The organism is Haloferax sp. Atlit-6N, assembly GCF_003383195.1.
In the GTDB taxonomy this organism is placed as follows: domain Archaea; phylum Halobacteriota; class Halobacteria; order Halobacteriales; family Haloferacaceae; genus Haloferax; species Haloferax gibbonsii.
On the sequence record NZ_QEQJ01000006.1, the window covers coordinates 82,801 to 101,586 of the forward strand.

The 18,786-nt window shown below is 61.1% G+C and carries 16 protein-coding genes, 1 tRNA gene and 1 pseudogene; 10 read left to right on the forward strand and 8 right to left on the reverse strand.

Annotated elements, in window-relative coordinates; genetic code table 11:
* Positions 1–114 precede the first annotated feature (114 nt).
* The 6 genes and pseudogenes from DEQ92_RS18030 to DEQ92_RS24540 form a co-directional block, all read right to left on the reverse strand.
* The gene (locus tag DEQ92_RS18030; protein ID WP_115821189.1) at positions 115–2,592 is read right to left on the reverse strand and encodes an RND family transporter; all 2,478 of its coding nucleotides are present in this window, start codon (positions 2,590–2,592) and stop codon (positions 115–117) included.
* A gap of 21 nt (positions 2,593–2,613) precedes the next feature.
* Positions 2,614–4,239 carry a COG1361 S-layer family protein gene (locus tag DEQ92_RS18035; RefSeq protein WP_115804999.1) on the reverse strand — a complete coding sequence of 542 codons (1,626 nt, stop codon included), beginning with the start codon at positions 4,237–4,239 and terminating at the stop codon, positions 2,614–2,616.
* Positions 4,240–4,414: 175 nt separating this feature from the next.
* Entirely contained in the window at positions 4,415–5,299 is an 885-nt protein-coding gene (locus DEQ92_RS18040) for a universal stress protein (protein ID WP_115821190.1), read from the reverse strand.
* Positions 5,300–5,353: 54 nt separating this feature from the next.
* Positions 5,354–6,316, reverse strand: coding sequence for a GTP 3',8-cyclase MoaA (moaA, locus tag DEQ92_RS18045; RefSeq protein ID WP_050459785.1), 963 nt, complete (start codon positions 6,314–6,316; stop codon positions 5,354–5,356).
* Positions 6,317–6,392: 76 nt separating this feature from the next.
* Positions 6,393–7,460: a PQQ-like beta-propeller repeat protein gene (locus tag DEQ92_RS18050; RefSeq protein WP_233516889.1), complete on the reverse strand. Its 1,068-nt coding sequence runs from the start codon at positions 7,458–7,460 to the stop codon at positions 6,393–6,395.
* A 6-nt stretch (positions 7,461–7,466) separates the two neighbouring features.
* Positions 7,467–7,658, reverse strand: a pseudogene (locus DEQ92_RS24540) (hypothetical protein); the annotation flags it as partial.
* Between the two features lie 220 nt (positions 7,659–7,878).
* Here DEQ92_RS24540 and DEQ92_RS18055 point away from each other — a divergent pair.
* The 5 genes from DEQ92_RS18055 to DEQ92_RS18075 all read left to right on the forward strand — a co-directional run bounded on the left by DEQ92_RS18055 (position 7,879) and on the right by DEQ92_RS18075 (position 11,099).
* Positions 7,879–8,919 carry an Mrp/NBP35 family ATP-binding protein gene (locus DEQ92_RS18055; RefSeq protein WP_004974495.1) on the forward strand — a complete coding sequence of 347 codons (1,041 nt, stop codon included), beginning with the start codon at positions 7,879–7,881 and terminating at the stop codon, positions 8,917–8,919.
* Positions 8,916–9,233 carry a hypothetical protein gene (locus tag DEQ92_RS18060; RefSeq protein WP_115804996.1) on the forward strand — a complete coding sequence of 106 codons (318 nt, stop codon included), beginning with the start codon at positions 8,916–8,918 and terminating at the stop codon, positions 9,231–9,233. Before DEQ92_RS18055 ends, DEQ92_RS18060 begins: the two co-directional genes overlap by 4 nt.
* A gap of 248 nt (positions 9,234–9,481) precedes the next feature.
* The gene (locus tag DEQ92_RS18065) at positions 9,482–10,117 is read left to right on the forward strand and encodes a uracil-DNA glycosylase family protein (protein ID WP_115804995.1); all 636 of its coding nucleotides are present in this window, start codon (positions 9,482–9,484) and stop codon (positions 10,115–10,117) included.
* Between the two features lie 96 nt (positions 10,118–10,213).
* Complete coding sequence (locus tag DEQ92_RS18070; RefSeq protein WP_004974484.1) at positions 10,214–10,969, forward strand: hypothetical protein; 756 nt, start codon at positions 10,214–10,216, stop codon at positions 10,967–10,969.
* A gap of 46 nt (positions 10,970–11,015) precedes the next feature.
* Positions 11,016–11,099: transfer RNA gene (locus tag DEQ92_RS18075), tRNA-Ser, on the forward strand.
* Positions 11,100–11,912: 813 nt separating this feature from the next.
* On the opposite strand, the gene DEQ92_RS18080 is transcribed toward DEQ92_RS18075, so the two are convergent.
* The gene (locus tag DEQ92_RS18080; RefSeq protein WP_115821192.1) at positions 11,913–12,470 is read right to left on the reverse strand and encodes a hypothetical protein; all 558 of its coding nucleotides are present in this window, start codon (positions 12,468–12,470) and stop codon (positions 11,913–11,915) included.
* 263 nt (positions 12,471–12,733) lie between these two features.
* Between DEQ92_RS18080 and DEQ92_RS18085 the strand changes: the two genes are divergently transcribed.
* From DEQ92_RS18085 to DEQ92_RS18105, 5 genes are all read left to right on the forward strand, one after another.
* Positions 12,734–13,333, forward strand: coding sequence for a site-specific integrase (locus DEQ92_RS18085; RefSeq protein ID WP_115821193.1), 600 nt, complete (start codon positions 12,734–12,736; stop codon positions 13,331–13,333).
* Between the two features lie 1,437 nt (positions 13,334–14,770).
* On the forward strand, positions 14,771–14,941 hold the full coding sequence (locus tag DEQ92_RS23470; RefSeq protein WP_158547632.1) for a hypothetical protein: 171 nt from the start codon (positions 14,771–14,773) through the stop codon (positions 14,939–14,941).
* A 440-nt stretch (positions 14,942–15,381) separates the two neighbouring features.
* Complete coding sequence (locus DEQ92_RS18095) at positions 15,382–16,104, forward strand: hypothetical protein (RefSeq protein WP_115821195.1); 723 nt, start codon at positions 15,382–15,384, stop codon at positions 16,102–16,104.
* Positions 16,105–16,622: 518 nt separating this feature from the next.
* The gene (locus DEQ92_RS18100; RefSeq protein ID WP_115821196.1) at positions 16,623–17,036 is read left to right on the forward strand and encodes a hypothetical protein; all 414 of its coding nucleotides are present in this window, start codon (positions 16,623–16,625) and stop codon (positions 17,034–17,036) included.
* Positions 17,033–17,350, forward strand: coding sequence for a hypothetical protein (locus DEQ92_RS18105; protein ID WP_115821197.1), 318 nt, complete (start codon positions 17,033–17,035; stop codon positions 17,348–17,350). The genes DEQ92_RS18100 and DEQ92_RS18105 overlap by 4 nt, the downstream gene beginning before the upstream one ends.
* 239 nt (positions 17,351–17,589) lie before the next feature.
* Here DEQ92_RS18105 and DEQ92_RS18110 read toward each other — a convergent pair whose 3' ends face one another.
* Positions 17,590–18,750 carry a site-specific integrase gene (locus DEQ92_RS18110; protein WP_115821198.1) on the reverse strand — a complete coding sequence of 387 codons (1,161 nt, stop codon included), beginning with the start codon at positions 18,748–18,750 and terminating at the stop codon, positions 17,590–17,592.
* Positions 18,751–18,786 lie beyond the last annotated feature (36 nt).

The following is an 18,786-nucleotide window of genomic DNA, read 5'->3' on the forward strand; positions in this document are numbered from 1 at the left end:
GTGCGGTTCGTCCGTGTGGGCTGGTCTGCGAGCGATGCGGGCGTGGGGGCCGGGGCAGGGGCAAACTGAATTTGGGAAGGCGATGCGTCAGCGTGGGGGTTGGAAGGCGATGCGTCAGGGGGACGTTGGTGCCGCGGTGGCGGTGTCCTGCTGGGTCCACTGCTCCCACAGGACGATGGCCGAGGGCGTGACAAGGAGCGCGGTGAGGTACGAGTAGAAGATACTCAGCGCGGTCACGACCCCGAACTGACCGAGGACGGGCGTGATGGCGATGGCGAGGACGCCGAGTCCCGTGGTCGTGGTGAGCATGCTCCCGGTGAGCGCGCCCCCGGTCCCGCCGACGGTCAGCCGAAGCGCCTCGTCGAGGTCGTGACCTTCGGCGTTGTACTCGTCGGCGAACCGGTGGACCACGTGGGCCGAGTAGTCGATACCCAGCCCGATGGCGATGGAGAGAATCGTCGCCGTCAGCGCGTTCAGCGGGATACCGAGATAGCGCATCGTCCCGGCGAGGAGCGCGATGGAGACGACGATGGGCACGAGGTTCACCACGCCGAGGGTCCACTGCCCTTCGAGGAGCTGGTAGATGACCACCAAGAACAGCGCGGTCGCGGCGAGCGCGACGGTGAGGCTCTCGATGGCCGACAGCAAGATCGTGTCGGAGACGCCTTTGAACACGACGGTGCTCCCGGTCGCCGTGGCGTCCATGCGGAGGCGCTCGGCGACGAGTTTCCCGTCGGCGACGATTTCGTCCTGCGTGGCGTCGCCCTCGACGGTGTAGACGATGCGCGTCTGCCGGTAGTCCTCCGTGATGTACGACGACGCCTGGTTCGATACCGGCGAACTGAGGAGTTCGTCGTATATCGTCTCGAGGTTGTCGTCGGGGACGCCGTTACCGTCGGCGTCGTTCCGGGCGACGAGCGCGGCGAATTCGGGGTCCTGCTCAGCGTAGCTCTGGATGACCGTGACGATGCTCGTCGCCTCCGCGCGGCGGTCGTCCGTGACGAACGACTCCGGCGGGTCCTCGCCGTTGCGGTGAATCATCTCGAGGGACGAGTCCTGTCGTAACTGTCCCTCGACGTATATCGTCACGCTGTCACCCTGCGTGCTCTCGAAGTTGTCTTCGAGGTAGTTCAGGTCCTTCGTGACGGTGTAGACGCCGGGCTTGAACGGCTCGGGAAGCTGTTGGAGGTAGGCGGGTTGGTCCTCCGGCGGGAGGAAGTCCTCCTGGGAGAACGTCGTGTCGACGCCGGTCCCGTACGCGCCCGCGACGACCGTCGTGAGCAGGATGACCACGAGAAACGCCCGCGGGGCCTTCCGCCCGACGACGACGCCGCCCGACAGGACCCGCGCGAGCATGCCACCCTCGCTTCCGAGAGGGTCGGAGGCGAACTCGGGCACGTTGTACTTTTCGCGGAGTTCGTCCGCGTAGAGCTTCGCCGCGGGGAGGAACACCCCGAAGACGAGGAACGTGAAGATGATGCCGACCGCCGCGACGAGACCGAAGTCGCGGATGGGCGCGAGGTCGCTCGTGGCGTTCGCGAGGAACCCGAGGACGGTCGTGCCGGTGACGATGAAGAACGCGACCGAGAGCTGTTTGATGGTGGTCCGCATCGAGGGGACCGGCGAGATGTCCTTGACGCGCTCCTCGCGGTAGCGGTTCACCGCGTGGAGCCCGAAGTCGATACCGACCGCGAGCAACAGCGGCGGCACCGCGATGAGCATCTGGCTGAACGCGATGCCCGCGAGGCCCATGAAGCCGAACGTCCAGACGACGGCGATGACGAGGGAGACGACGCCGAGGAGCAGGTCGATGGGGTCGCGGTAGGCGACGACGAGGAACCCGAAGATGAGGAGCACCGCCGCCGGAACCACGAGCAGGAGCGAGTCGGCGATGACGTTGCCTAACTCGCCGGAGATGATGCCGCTCCCGAACACGCGGATGTCGCTGTTCGAGACGGAAGTCATCGTCTGAATCTCCTCTTGGATGCCCGTCATCGGGCTGGTTCCGGAGGTACCGGCGCTCGACGAGAGGCCGGGGACCTCGTGACTCACGACGCCGATAGTCGAGGAGGCCTCGACGGACTGGCGGTTGAAGTCATCGCTCAGGAGCGACGAGACCTGCGGGCTCGCGGTCGCCTGCTTGGCCGCGGCGCGGACCTCGCTCGGCGAGGCCGATTCGAGCGCGCCTATCTGTTCGTCGATGGTCGTCGCCGACGGGTCGAGCGTCTGGGCGACCGTGGACGCGACGCTCGACGTGGAGGTCGCCCGGAGGTCGGGGCGGCTCAAGATGCGCTCTTGGAGCCGCAACATGTCGAGCATCGCCGGTTTCGAGAGGACGTTATCGTCCCGTTGGATGAGTTGGGTGCTCCCCGAACTCGTCTCGAACGCGGGTGAGAACTCCCGGTTGACGTCGTCGAGCGCTTCCTGTGCGGGCGAGTCCTCGGTGAACTGCGAGGTGCCGGAGTCGGTCGAGATGTTTCCGAGACCGGCCCCGAAGACGAGCGTCAGCACGAAGAACAGCGCCACGACTCTCCCGGGGTTCTCGACGATGAACCCGCCGAGGCGGTCGACGTACACTTCGTAGTCTATCATTGTGGGGGGAAAGTGGGGCGGTTAGCGGCGGTACCAGAGGAAGCCGACGACGCCGAGTCCGACGACGATGAGACCGCCGACGAGGGGCGTCGAGAGGCCGCCGCCGCCGCTCGATTCGGTGACGTCGATGGCGACCGGATACTGGTCAGAGAGCTTGCGTTCGCCGTCCTCGTTTTCGTACTGGAAGTCGATGTCGAAGGAGTAGGCCTTCGGGTTGGCCGAGGAACCGACGCTCAGTTCGAGGGGAATCTCGGTCGACTCGCCGGGTTCGAGCTCCTGGATGAACGCGGTGTCGTCGTTAAGCGTCAGCGGGCTGTCGGCGAAGGCCTTCGCGTCGATGTTGCGGTAGGTCTCGTCGCCGTTGTTGGTCACGACGAGCGTGACGGTCTGCGAGCCGCCCGCCTCGATGCTCCCGTTCTTCGTGGTCACGCCGAAGAGGTTCTGCTTGGGTTTCACTTCGGCGTTCATCAAGAGGGCCTTCGACTGCTGGGTGTCGCCCTCGGAGTTGCGGTACTCGACCGTGTAGCTCAGTTGCCGCTGGCCGGCGTCCGCGGAGTCGGTCACTTCGACCGAGAACGAGAAGTCCGAGGACTCGCCGACGTCGAGGGTGCCGAGCGCGTACTCGGTCTCCTTGATGTTCGTGTTCGGCGACTTCGAGGAGATAGTGAGCACGGCGTCGCGGGCCGTCTGCGGGCCGTCGTTCGTGAGCGTTCCGCTGACGGTGGTCTCGCGGCCGACGCGGAGCGTCGACTGCTCGGCGTCGATGGAGAACTCCTGTTCGGCCACCGGCCTCACGCCGGTGGCGATGTTCTTCGACTGCTTGGCGACGCCGTCTTCGTCCTCGTAGCTCACGCCGAGCGAGAGGGCGTACTGCTGGACGGCGGCGGAGGACGCGACGCTCGTCTCGTATTCGAGCCGGCGCGTCTCGTTGACGCCCCACGAGCCGGCGTACCGGGTCGCGGAGGCAGACTGACCGAACGTTATCGAGGGGTTCTGCGAGGTCGCGGTGACGGACGAGTCGAACGCGGGGAGCGACCCGACGTTGCGCATCGTGACGGTGGTCGTCCCGCTGCCGCCGACCTGCGCGGTCGTGTTCACGGAGACGACCTCGAAGCGCGGGGCCTGCTCGACGACGACGGTCACGGGAATCTCCTCGGTCTTCTCCTCTTCGTTCTTCACGTCACCGTCGTCGCGGACGGACGAGTCGTGTTCGTACTTCGCGACGAGCGTCATCTCGTAGGTCCCCGGCGTGGCGTTCTCCTTGACCGAGACGGAGAACGAGGCGTCCCGCTGGGTCGCGTGCGGGATGTCGCCGACCGGGAGCGTCGCGGTGTTCACCTCGACCGGCGCCTCACCGGATTCGAGTGTGAGCCTGACGTTCCGCGTCGATTTGACCTGGGCTTCGAGCGCCGAGCGCTGTTGGTCGCTCAGCGTTCCCGAACTCTCCGACGAGGAGAACTTCCGGTACTCGCTGTCGCCGCCGTAGTTAGTCACGACGACGTTCAGGGAGGTCTCCTGCCCGGGAACGAGTTTGTTGCTCGGCGCGTACGCCTGAAGGTTCGGTTCGCCGACGATACCGGCCATCGCTGGGCTCGGTACGGCGACCAAGACGACCAGCAAGACCACAAGTGCACGTGAGAGTTTCATGGAGTGTAGAGGGGGTGGTGGGGTTCGGATGTTGAATCGCGTCCGCCGGTGGGGATGGGGGAGAGACGAACGCGGTCGTACGCCCACGCCGAACGCCGGCTGACTGAACGTACAATCAACACGCTACCCTGAGTAGTGGGGACGTATAAATTGAATGGAACTTCTAAAAACTAGTTCAGCGTTTTACACTGTCGCTCACGCTCGGGACGACGAGGACCGGAACTTCCGCGTGGCGGACGACCCGACTGGCGACGACCCCGCCGGCGCGGTGTTCCGTGGGCCGGGGTCGTCGGTTTTCGCCGCCGGACCCCCCGACGCCGACGACGACCACGTCGGCCCCCACCCGTTCGACGTGCGCCAGCAGTTCGGCCGCGGGCTCGCCGGTTCGGACGGTTCCGCCGGATTCGACGGCGTCTCTCGCGGCCGCGGCGACGACGTCGTTCAGTCGGGTTCGCGCCTCGGCTTCGAGGGCTCGGAGGGCCTCCGGCGACGCGATCGCGGCATCGCGGCCGTCTACGATGGCGAGCGGTTGGAGCGTCGCGCGGGTCGCCGCGGCGATGCGGCGGGCGAGCGGCGCAGCCGACCCCGACGACGACTCGCCGTCCGCGAGAAGCGCAACCGTCCGGTAGTCCGGGTCGGTGGCCGCCGCCGGAACCGCGAGCGTCGGGACCGGCGGCGCGCCGAGAAGCCGCTCCGCGACCGACCCGACGAGAAACCGACCGGAACCGGTCTGTCCGCGCCGCCCGAGGACGAGCAGGTCTCCCTCGCCGACGGCGCGCTCCACGGCGGTCGCGGCCGGACCGTCGGCGACTTCCGAGGTCGCTCGGACGTCCGCGAGGAGCGCACGACGGACGACCGCGCTGACGGCCTCCTCCGCTTCGAAGGCGGCGCTTACGGACGGTTCGGCGGTCTCGGCGGCGGCCGACGACGTGCCGGTCGCGGAGACGACGTGGAGCGGCGCGTCGAGGACGCGGGCGAGAAACAGCGCGTGGGTCGCGGCCGTTCTCGCGGGTTCGCTTCCGTCCGTCGCGAGGACCACGCGCTCGACGATGACAGTCATGGGCTCCGAAAAGTCGTCAGAAGAGAAAAGCTCGCGCGTCGGGACGGTCGCCGCTCAGGCCCCGATGTACTCTTCGTTGATGGTCCAGCCGTCGTCGCCGTCGCGGACGAGGTACTCGCCGTAGTACGGCACGCGGTTGGCGACGACCGCCTCGAACGTCTCGCGGATTTCCTCCCGGGTCATCTCGCCCATCGGACGGAGGTCGTCGTTGCGGTTGAGACAGCCCTTGAGGTATCCTTGGTGTGTTACGCGCACGCGGTGGCAGTTGGCGCAGAACTCGGGATTCTCCACGGGGTCGACGATTTCGACCATTCCCTCGCCGACGTAGTAGCGGCGGCGGTGGTGCATGTCGCGGACCTCCACCTCGTCGGCGAGGTCGGCCAGCCAGCGGTGGACCCGCTCGATGTCGATGTTCCACTCCGGGCGGCCCGTCAGTTCGGGCATGTACTGGATGAGCTGGAGCTGTAGCCCCTCGTTCTCGGCGACGTACTCGACCATCTCCTCGACGTGGCCCGCGGTCTTCGTGAACACGACCATGTTGAGCTTCACGGGCGTGAGACCGGCGTCGACCGCGGCCTTGACGCCCTCCATCACCTTGTCGTACGCGCCGGACTTGGTGATTTGCGCGAACGCCTCGGGGTCGAGGGCGTCCTGCGAGACGTTCACGCGGTCGAGTCCGGCCGCGACGAGGTCCTCCGCTCGGTCGCCGAGGAACGTCCCGTTGGTGGTGAGCGACGTCTCCATCGAGTCCGGCGTCCGGCGGATAATCTCTTCGAGGTCCGAGCGGAGCATCGGCTCGCCCCCGGTGAACTTCACCTTCTCGACGCCGTACTCCTCGACGACTTCGAGAAAACGGACCACGTCGTCAGTGCTCATCTCCTCGTCCGCGGGGTCCATCGGCCCGCGCGTGTCGCCCAAGCCCTCGTTATGACAGTAGACGCAGTCGAAGTTACACCGGTCGGTCAGAGAGATTCGAACGCCGGTTACCTCGCGGCCAAAGTCGTCCACCAGCACCATATACCGAATCCTGGGAGCGTACGTTGATAAATTCGCTGTCGATGACTGGGGCGGCGTAACTGGTATTAGTTACAACTCACCAAAACTCGAAGACGTTCGTGTCGACAGCGTGGAGGAAGTGCGGTGTCGTGTAGAACGCGACACCGTCTGCGACTGCAGGTGAACCTTCTGTGCCGCTCGCTCCCCATCGTCGTTTCGGTGCGGCATCGAGGAGTTCACCTGTCTCACTGTCGAGTGCGACGAGCGTTCCGTACTCGCCGTCGCCCGCGTAGACCACATCATCGATAACGACGGGGACGCCCCAGCCGGAAATCGGTGCGTGGTCATCGTCGAACCATCCAATCTCGGAGTGCCAGTCGCTCGCATCGCCGAAGGCACGCCACCGCACCTCACCGGTCTCGGCGTCGAGCGACAGCAGGTAGCGGTCACTCGAGAGATAGAGCGCAGACCCGTCGTGTGAGATTCCCCGTGACGACCACGCACCACCGACGGGTCGGTCCCACACCGTCTCCCCGGTTTCGGCGTCTAACGCGTACAGTCTGTACTCATACGCGTCGTCACGCTCGTGGAAAACTTGCGTTGCGACGTACGCCGTTCCGTTTCGCACGGTTGCGGGTGTGTCCACAGGAACCGCTCTCGTCCACTGCACCTCGCCGTCGGCGGTGTCGAGTGCGACGATACCGCGTCCGAGAAAGCAGAGATAGACCGTTCCATCGGCGACAGTCGGACTGAACGTCAGGTCGGTCGCGTACTCGTCCGGTCTGTACTCCCACAGGAGACTCCCGTCTGAGGCGTCGAGAGCGAATAGACCTTCTGAGCCGCTGTACTCGTCGTCGTCATCCCGAACTCGTGTTGACCCGTAGGTTCCGGTGTAAACGACGCCGTCGGTGATGGCCGGGTGGCAGGTATCCGCGAGAAATCGAGGGCCAGTATTCTCGAATTTCCATCGTTCGGTGCCGTCGAAGTCAAGCGCGCGGAGGCCACGGAACGTCTGGATGAAGAGGCCGTCGTCACTAGCGGTGAGGGAGTCAGCGTACGAACTGTTGTGTTTCGGGGTGTGTTGCTCTATGGACCGCGTCCACCGACCCTCGCCAGTGCTGGCGTCGAAGGCGTTGAGGTAGGTTTCGGCCTCCCTCCCAGACATTCCTCCGGTCATCGACCCGAGGTAGACGGTGTCACCGGCGACGACCGGTGAAGATTGATTCCAGTCACCGACGAAATCGGCTTTCCACCGCCGCTTAAGTGGAGGTTTCGGTCCAGACACGTCTGCAGGTGCGCCGGTACGAGCGGGGCCGTACCCGCGCGTCTGCCACGACCCGGAGACAGTCGTGCGACGATTCATCGCCGAACACCCCGCGAGTGAAACCGTCGCGCCGGTTCCGAGCGCTGCGAGGAGTCGGCGTCTGGAGAGGGCTTGTCCGTCGGCACCGGGACCGTGAGAAGAGGGCACTAATGTTTGTTCCCAGACAGGATATATACGTCTTCGGGTGCAGCCGTCTCGGTAGCCATCCCCGACCGGCCCTTACAAAACTCTTATCGGCCGCACCGCCGGAGTGACGGACATGGACGAAGCCGACGTACGCGACCGCTTGCGTGCGGTCGAGGACCCCGAACTCGGAGACGACATCGTCTCGCTCGGACTGGTGAACGCCGTCGAGGTCGACGGCGACACCGCCCGCATCTCGCTCGCGCTCGGTGCCCCGTACTCCCCGGCGGAGACGGACATCGGCCGTCGAATCCGCGAGGTCCTCGCCGAGGACGGACTGGAGGCCGACCTCACCGCCAAGATTCCGAGCGACCGCGACCCCGACGAGGAGGTCCTCCCCGGCGTGAAGAACATCATCGCCGTCGCCTCCGGCAAGGGCGGCGTCGGGAAGTCGACGGTCGCCGTGAACCTCGCGGCGGGCCTCTCGAAGCTCGGCGCACGCGTCGGCCTGTTCGACGCCGACATCTACGGGCCGAACGTCCCGCGGATGGTCGCCGCCGAGGAAGCGCCGCAGGCGACCCAAGACCAGACCATCGTCCCGCCGGAGAAGTACGGCATGAAGCTCATGTCGATGGCCTTCCTCGTCGGCGACGACGACCCGGTCATCTGGCGCGGCCCGATGGTCCACCAACTTCTCACCCAGCTCGTCGAGGACGTGGAGTGGGGCAGCCTCGACTACCTCGTTCTCGACCTGCCGCCGGGCACGGGCGACACCCAACTGTCCATCCTTCAGACGCTCCCGCTCACGGGTGCGGTCATCGTCACGACCCCGCAGAACGTCGCCCTCGACGACGCCAACAAGGGACTCCGGATGTTCGGCAAGCACGACACGAACGTCCTCGGCATCGTCGAGAACATGAGCACGTTCCGGTGTCCCGACTGCGGGAACCGCCACGACATCTTCGGCGCGGGCGGCGGCCGCGAGTTCGCCGCGTCGAACGACCTGCCGTTCCTCGGGGCGCTCCCGCTCGACCCGGCCGTCCGCGAGGGCGGCGACGGCGGCAAGCCCATCGTCCTCGAAGACGGCGACGAGACGGCCGACGCGTTCCGCGTGATGACCGAGAACATCGCCGACATGGTCGGCGTCGTCCAGCGGCGGACCGTCAGCGAGCGATGAGCGACGACGGACGGCCCGACGCGGGCGGGGACGCCGATGCGGATGCGAGCCCAGAGGCGGACCCCGACGAGGTCGACTGGGAGATGGCTCCGGACTCGGACGCCGACTTCCCCGCGGACCCCGAACGCGTCGCGTTCCTCCGCGACATCGCCGACGACATCTACGGCGAGTCCTCCGAGAGCCGGCAGGTGTCGGCCATCCTCTACCGCGTCAGCGACCTCTACGACCCCGACGGCGACACCTCGCCCGAGGAGATTTACCTGAACGTCCGCCACATCATGGACATCAAGGCGCAGGGCGGCATCGACCGCTGAACTGACTCCCCCGACTGCCGAACACCGCTGACCGTCCGACTCGCGTTCGCCTCCGCTCGGTTCACTTCCGCTTTTGTCGACTCCGCGATTCGAGCGACTGCGCCCTCTTTGCCCGCGTCTCCTCCGATTCGCCCCGTGTTCACTTTCACCACGCACTCGCCGACTCGGTTGCCCCCCGCCAGCGAGGGTGCGACTCGATTATCTGCGCGGACCGGGCGGGTTTTGGTTCCGGAGCCGAATTCGAGGGTGTGGACGCACACCAACGCCAGTTCCGGAACCCCTTCTCGATGGACACCGACTGCACGAACTGCTCGGCGCTCTGCGAGACGCGCGAGCAGGTCGTCCACGGCTACGGCGACGTGGGCGCGGAGTTCCTGTTCGTCGGCGAGGCTCCGACCGCGGCCGCGGAGCGGACGGGCGTCCCCTTCACCGGCGACGAGGCCGGCCAGCGCGTCCAGCGCATCCTCGTCGACCTCGGGTTCGTCCGGTCCGAACCGGACGCCGACGAGCCGGACGTGCAGAACGTCTTTTTCACGTACCTCACGCGCTGTCGCCATCCCGAGCGCGGGCCGACCGACGACGAGGTCGCGACCTGCGAGCCCTACCTGAACGCGGAGATTCGGATGATAAACCCGCACATCATCGTCCCCGTCGGGCAGGCCGCGCTGGAGGCGCTCGCGTTCGACTACACCACGCGCGCGGCCGACAGCTTCGACGTCGACGCGGAGCACGCGACGACCATCCGCGGCCGCGGCTTCGAACTCGTCCCGATGAAGGAGCCGGAGCGATTGACCGACGCCGACGCCGAGGCGTTCGTCGAACACGTCCGCGAGTCGGTGTTCGGCCGGGACTACCGGCAGACGAAGGGTCGGCAGAGTCGCTGAAACGGGACGGCGCGCGGAGCGTTCCGTCCCCGCGGCCCCCCGATTCGACGGGTCACAAGCGGCGGGTTCAAGGGTTCCCCGGCGCGAGGGGAGGGTATGACGGTCATCGCCGTACTCGCCGAACCGCCGCGGCCGGGACTGGTGCTTTCGGAACTCGCGGAGACGAGTCCGCTCACCGAAGCCGAAGCCGCGGAGCTCTACGCCGCGATGCTCAAAGACGCCTGTATCGCCGTCGAGCGCTCCGGCGGCGACCTCCTCGTCAACTACCGTACCGAGGACGACCTCCCGGACGAGTTCGCCGGGGACCACGACTCGGAGGCCGAGATTCGGAGCGTCGTCGCCGACGCCCTCGGCGGCACCGACGGCGTGCGGTTCGAACCGCAGGTCGGCTCGTCGTTCTCCGCCCGCGCGGGCAACACCGTCTCGCATCTCCTCAACGAGGAGGAGGTCCACTCGGCCGCTATCGTCCGCCCGGTCGCGCCGCTTCTCGGGCGCACCCACATCGACAGCGCGGCGATGAAGCTCCGGAGCACGCCCGTCGTCCTCGGCCCCTCGACGGAAGGACGCGTCTACTTCTCGGGCTTCCTCGACCCCATCGATTTCACCGACGCCTACGCGGAGCCGGAAGTCGAGACGCTCGCCGAGCGCGCCGACGACGCGGGCCACGGCCTCGACTACGTCCCGATGCTTCCCGTCCTCGAAACGGGCGCGGACCTCGCCACGGTCGTGCCGATGCTCCGCTCGCGGGTCGAGTCGGAGCGGGTCGTCCCCGAGCACACGACGACGTTCGTCTTCGAGAGGGGGCTTCGGGTCGAACCGACCGACGGCGTGTTGGAACTCGTCCGCGACTGAGCGAAGCGACAACACTTAGGTATCCGACTCAAAACTGTCGTGCGAAGGTGGGATGGCGGAGCGGCCTAACGCGCCTGCCTTGAAAGCAGGTTTCCTCACGGAATCCTGGGTTCAAATCCCAGTCCCACCGCCTTCTAACACTCCTTACAGCCTTGTATGGCGATTATCGGGTGTCTCGGCATTCGGACCCGTAGCGTTCACATCCACATGCGCTTGACTCACGGTGATAAAACTTGGGCACGATAGCCTCGGGGCTAATTGGGCCTGTCTTGACTGCGCGGCTACATTGGCTGAACAAAGAGTATCCTTGCCGACTTGTTCACGATATCCAGAATCTAAATGGACTCCCTATTTTTGTATAAATAGAGTCCTGCGGGACCTAACACAATTCCAGATAAGCCTGTGACGAACTCAAACGTCCCTCGGTGTTCTCTCGGTTCCTGCAATTCATTCCACCGTCCCCTAGAAATCTCACATTGGTCAGAGGTGCTTGGGTGGCTACTAACAACTATGTCCCCATCGCATGAATCGTAAAGGGACGGGTTTGGGAATAGAATCGGAGAGATAGACAACGAAATGATAAATAGAGCAATCACCGCTATCATCGCAGAACCTACGTAGGCTGTTCGAGTCCCCGTTCGCTTTGGTTGTCGCTCTGATTCAGGCACTACACGGTCGTTCCTCGTGAGAAGATAGACAATAATCGCCAGTAGTCCGAAAACCGACGCCGCGACAAACCACTTGTCTCTGTCGTGTCCCCGTTGGTGTGCGTCTCTCGCGGTTAGATATGCAATTGACAGGTTGAGACACAACCCGACGAACGCGTAAGCCCATAATGACATAGGTGTGAACTATTCATCAAAGGATTCCTGATAAACGTACTGGTCAAATGATTAATTGCTCTGTCTTGGTTGTGCGGGCTGTTTTCAGTGAACCACAACAATCAGCCCGACAGTCCGAGAAGGTTCCTTATTGACCCCCACCTGTCTCTAACCATATCTAAGAATGAGAAGAAAGTGTAGATACTGAGAACAAAAAGCAGAGAGAAACCAACTATCAAGAGCGGTTGGTCAATCCCGATACCCCCCGCTGAAGGGTTTACTGTGTTCGACCAACCTTCAAGCAAACCGAAGATGAGCGAGAGTACTGAAATCAGTAGTCCAACAGTACCAGCGGTAGCAAAATTCAATACGTCGAATTTGTCGTCTATCCGTCCAAGTTGGGAGTAGTGCTCTTGCAGTGTGACACGGCGGGCCATTCTATGTGTGAGTACACTACTCGTGATGGAACCAACCCAAAACACGATGCCGTTGATAGTATAGAACGAGCCGATAATATTCTCAATATAATCAACGCCACCCGTCCTCAGCGTCAATGAGAGTATTGAGATGTAAATCACAATCATGAACAGCCCTGCCCTGAACACCTTGAGGGCATCACCAGCGATTGCTCCGAGAGCATCCCTCTCACCTTCGTTTATCTTTGATTGACTTTCTGACATTGAGAACAGATAACTTTGCAATTGTGATAAGAGTGTCCTCAATCCCGATACGTAGCGGGTGATTATCCACCCCCACCAACGTGGAGTATGGGACCCGTCCGCTCTGTAATCTTGACGGGGGTAACCCGTCCCCACCCCCGTAGCCACTTTGTATAACAACTTGCTTACTGACGACCGTGAATTACAGTTTGTTTATAAGTAGTCTCGTCTCAAGCGGTTCGGCCGTCCCAAACTTTACGTAGATTGTCTATGAAAATGTGTGTATGGTATCAGTCCAAGAGACTGGCGGTGGAACGGTCAAGTGTTGGCTGTCTCGGGACGAATGTGACCAGTTAGAACGAGCGGCGGGCGAACGCGACTGGCAACGCGAGATAGCCATTCAATTACAGACACGGTGTGGACTACGGTCAGACGAAGTACCCAAGGTGACGCTTGGAGACATTCGCTACTCCGAAGAGGGAGAGTGTTGGCTGTTCACCGTCGCGGGCAAGAACACCGACGGTGGAGACCCCAAAATGCGGGACGCATGGATGCCAGAGGACGTTGAGCGGAACGTCTCGAAGTACGCCCGTGAGCGAGACCTATCCGACGACGACCCGCTTGTGTCGGTGTCACCGTCGTCAGTCCGTCGGTGGGTCCGTGAAGCGGCTCAATCAGTAGGAGAGACGACTGAGAACGATAGGTGGGGCCACGTCAGTTCTCACGACCTACGCCGCTCATGGGCGACGTGGCACCTTGTGGAACGACCAGACCCTGTGGATGTTCGTACCATGATGGCTATCGGTGGATGGTCGTCGTACTCCGCGATTGAACCCTATCTTGACGCCCCGACAGAGGCGAGAATCGGAGCGGCGATGGCGTGAGCAACAGCGACCGCCCCGCCCGTCGGGAGAACTGACCGCCCACTGACCGCAACCGCCCCGCTATTCAAGTTTGATAGGTTCCGAAACATCTGATAGCGACAGCCCAACTGATTCGAGTAGTTCGAGGGCGTCGTAGTGAGGGATAGCCAGCACTTCGTCATGCCAGTGGTAGCGACAACGATGGGTGTCCCTTGCGTAGCCCTCACCCTCGTACTCAACAGTGGTCACACCCATGCCGTGGAGTAGTCCGCGAAGGTGGTCGCTCGAAACGTTCCACCCCCGTAGGTCCACATGTAGTGACCCGAATATTGTCCCCACGAACGTAGCCCGCTCAGAGGCGAGTAAGCGAAGTGTGAGGGGTCGCAACTCAGTCACGTCGGTAGGACCGTCGTAGTTCAACGACGGATGTGGGACCGTAGAGAACGCCCACACATCGCTACATTCAGTCACACTCGTGTTCCATCCACGGTCATTGAGGCGTTCGGCTACGTCCGCTGCAGACTGATGTATCCGTGGGTCATTCGCTACCCACCCAAGGGTATCCGCAACGTCCCGAATCCACGCCTCCGACGTGGAATACACCTCTAATCGGGATTTTGCGCTGTCGCCACGAACGTTAGCCCCACGAAATATCAGATATTCGACCATCGCCAACTGTTGTGGCGTTAAGTCGGGTCGGTGGTCCGAATGATACGCGAAGTGTTGTCCAAGTCGCTCAAATCGCTCACCACATTCGGGACACTCAGTCATATTATCACGTAGGTGAGAGATGAATTGTCCTATCCACGGACGATTGTTCGGTATGTTGAATGTTTTCGCAAAGCCGTTCGACACCACCCACGTTGAACGTGATTCGTTCTACGTCGTCACCGTTCCACGCGGGAGGACAGCGGAGTACTCGCTGAATGATTTGCTCAAAAAACAGCCCCATATTAGTAGTACGTCAAAGGTGAGATAAATAGGAGAAATCGGCGTCAGATGTCCTCACGCCCCATGATATAGGACGGGCGTGGAATACGAGATACGCCGATGAATCGCCAGCAAAATCCATTTCTTCTACGGACAAGTCCTCGAACGTCCGTAGGACACCGCCACGTTGAGGCCCCGCAACCCCACGAGGTTGTTCCCACTATCTCACCGCAACCCACCACAGTTCTCCCTCACTACCTCCCTATATTACTAACGTGAAAGGTGGTTACTTAAACGAACGTAGGGGGGACCGCCCACTGGTTCGACACGTCGCGTAGAAGCGAGCAACCGCGATTCTCCTTTAAATACCTCACTCTGACTACGGTAGAAGTAGAGGCGGGCGTTGAACGACACGCAGAACGAGTGTCGAAAATCCGAATCGGTCGAAATCAGTTGTCTGCGGCGTTCAATCACTTGTCAGTACGTATTAGATGTGGGGAAGTTGAACGCCCCGCCCAACGTGAAAATATGACAGAAACCAGAGAACACGCTATCCGAGTGAATGACACGGACCACCAGATGTTGAAATCAGCAAAAGCACAGTTCGAGGCGGACGTTCCGCTTGGTTACGTCGCCCGAGTTGGAGCGAGGAAGATTGTTGAAGAAAACGACGCCAGCGAAGAGGTGACTATCGCATGAGTGAGATTGCGGAGGTTTGCACTGTTGATGGGTGCAGACGGTTCCCACAATATCCTGACAAGAATGGCTATCTCTACTGTCGTGACTGTTACGACGACGACCCCTCGTTTTCTCACGTCCCTGACGACGAGCGACGAGCCGAACTAATCGAGAGTTACAGCAAACATGAGTAGTAAAGTCCACGTCATTGACCAACAGATTGAACCGTTTGACACTCTTAGTATATCTAAGTCCGCGACACCCAATTATGACCGTGAGAACGGGCGGATTCGTGTCGCCTATCCCGCAGACACGGACGACCAACAGGAGTACGTGTTTTCCGTTTACCGATACGGTGACGCAAACACGTTTGAGGTAGCAGACGGAGCGAAAGTCCTTGACTACGGTGAGGGCGTCGCTTACGTTCTGACTCCCGCCAACGCGTATGGGGGCGATGATTGATGTACGACATTCAAAGCGCCCGCCAACGCGACGGTGACGCCGCAGAGGACCGCAACGACCGCGTAGACGAGATACTGAACCGCCCACGTCTTGGATATGGTGAGTCGGACCCGCTCGTCGGTGACGACTATGACGACTACCTCGAACAGCCCGACGACTTGACGACGCCCGAAGCGAACCAGTTCGTCACCGAATTATTCGCCCATCCGCTCGTCTCGTCAATTGATGACGCAATCCAAGAGACGACGCCCGCAACTGGTGACCGACTGATTGTCGCTAACTGGCGTGAGGCATTTGAGAGGGCGACTGAACTGTTTGGTGTCTCTATCCCAGAAGACAGCGACGAACACGACATGCAAGACAGCAAGAGTCGTCTCACGGAATTGTTGGGCGACTACCCCGAAGATATGCGAGACCCCTCGAACGCGATTACGGTCTCTACACTCTATGCAGAACTTGGGTGTTCGACCAATGAGATTGCGGAGGTATTCAGCGACGAAGGGCGGAACGTGACCCCGAATCAGATTCGTGCAATCCTCCGCAACGTGGGATTGATTCACTCGAACGAATCTGAGGACAGTGAACCCTCCCATCAACTTGGCGGGACAAGCATGAGTTACAGAGACACGGACGTTCCCAACAGCGGTGGGAACACGGGTATCAACATCAACAGTGAAGCGGTCGCTCGTGACCCTACGGTCACTGTTGAACGCGGAGAATAGACTGATAACTAACAACGTTTGAACCGTCCCGCAGAACCCCCAAGGACGTACTACGTTCTTTAGACACGGGAGGGGTTTCGGCGGGACGCCGTATTGCGATTATTCCCATGAGCATTACGCCCCAACAGAGCAACAGTAGTACCGACTGCAAACAGCAACGACCGACGACGTGGATTGACGACGGATTAGACCGTAGTCCCGCCTCCGCCTCACCATTTGTACGACCGAATGAAAACAGTGCAACGAAAATTCGCGGACGGGAGTACGACACGAGCGTAACCGACGGACGTGACCTTGAGACACGCGACAGTCCGAAGCGTGGAGACCAATCGGGGCGTCCCCTTGGGTCTCAAATATCCGCTAACGACTGTAACAGCGAGCAGTGGGAACGTCTCCGAAAGCGTGACGAAGAAATCCTGACATTCGACCCCGAACGCTACGAACGAGAGGGTGACGCGTACTTAGAGTGTCACCGTGGCTCTGGCGTTGAGACCGACGGTGACGACCGAATCCGTAGTATGACCCTTCTTACGGTCGTCTCGAACGTCGCGGACGAACTGAATGCAGACGGGGCGGTGGAGAACCGCGCCCGAACGCTCGTTGCCTCGCTTGACGAGCAACAGACGAATGGGCGGACGTTCGAGGCGACCGCCACAGCATCGCTCGTCATTGCAAGAGACGAGCATGTATCAAGACAGATTCAGCGTATTGAGTCTGAGAGCGACGATATTCAGCAGATACAGTTGGCGATTGAACACGCTGATAGTCCCACTGAACGGTCCCGTATTCTGAACAACCTACGCCATGTGATAGACGACGAGCGGATTCAGCGCTTGTTACAGCGCCGCCTCACGGACGTAGCAGAGAAGGTTGAGGACGAATACGGGTTCACTCTCAAGACAGTTGTTGAAAACGTGAGGTGGTCCGCATGACGGGATACACCCACGAGGACCACCGATATGATTGTGAGATTCCGAGCAACGAGATTCAGCGGGCATTAGTTGAACTTGACAAGCCGTGGAAGTCGAAACAGGTTCTCAAGTATTTCCACGAGCAACTGAAATATTCGACACGGCAAATAGCCGATTTGTTTGGAGTCACTCGCCAAACGCTTCAAAACGTCGTCTACGAGTTTGACGACTTTCACTTTTCAATGAGGCATGGACGGATGACGAAAATGGATATGGAACAGCGGACGCTTGACGACTACGAGAACGAGACGAGCGGACTGTCTGACTTCGTATAGATGTATCTACGCCGTAGTTAGGTCGGACAGAGGAACGACAAAAGGAGACAAAACAGTGGTTCCCACACCACCATTTTCGAGCATTTGCCCCGATAACGATGTATCAGACAGCAAAGTACGACTGCGGATGTACTACAAGGCGGTCATCAATTTACTGACGGTCTCGCGCCCTATACTGACGTACGCTAAAGGTCTCGTTTAAATAGAATCTATGAACGCGGTAGGTGGTTGCTATCAGTTCAACCCATACGGTCCAACGCGTCCCGTCTATCTTCTATCGGAGCAGCATCGTACTTAACGGTAGTACGAATACTACGGTGACGCAACTGTGCTTGAGCCGCTGCAAGTCCTTCCTCACGACTCATGTAGGTCCCAACTGAGTGACGGAGACTGTACCACGTGAGTGAACGGTTCTCCGTGTCGATATCTGCTACGTCCGCCAGACGTTCCAGTAGCCCCGAGAGTGACGACGACCCGTAGGGATTACTGTGGCGTGTGAGCCAGAGGGCGTCCGTGTCGTCGTATTTGTCATACAACCGACGTTCCAGCAACCAATTCTGTAACAGTTCAGCGGTAGCCCGTCTTAGCGAAACAATCCAGTTGTCACGATTCTTGCTTGATTCCTCTTTGGGGATACGGAGGACCGCGTTATCCGTGTCTACCCACTGGACCTTTGCTCGCCCAACTTCCACGGGTCGAAGTCCACAATCCAACGAGACACACACCATACTGGCGAACTTGTACCCATCAGCATCCTCAAAGTCAGCGGGACGAACGTCGGACAGTGGCTTATCCAAGCGGTAAGCAAGGTACTCCCGCCAACGGTCGCGTTCCTCAGGAGACATCCACGAGTAGGCGGGGATACTGTCGTACTCAAGCGCAGCCTCTCGCAGACGGGTTCGTTCCTCTCGCGTAAGGTAGTCTCGTGGAGCGGTCTGACTCTCACCACTGAACTTGATTTCGGGGTCCCATTCGTCGGTGTCGTCGCGCCAGCGGAACAGCGACATTAGAGATTTCTGTACGTTCGACTTGTGGGTCTCCGAGTAGTCACTGTACGCCAACTGTTTCATGTAGGCGTTGGCATGCTCGTGGGTTACGGTCGTAGTGTACCCATCCGCGTGTTCTGACCAGACATACCGATAGAACACGTCAGTGTCGTGGGCGCGTCGTTTGGACACTGTGTACGCGTAGCCGTCCGCCTTATCGGGGTTCTTACCAAGATTGAGCAACCACTTGACCCACTGCTCACGGTGGTTTCGGTAGTCAATTCGCTGGCGGTCGTTCAGCAATTCGCGGGTTGGTTCGGGTAGCAGGACGATTCTCCCATCCTCTGTTTCTACAACATTGCTCGCCTCATTGTGTTGGGTCCCGAACGAGGTTTTGTGGTTGTCAGTCGCCATTAGTTGGGACACCCCCGTGAAATCGCAAGACGGAGT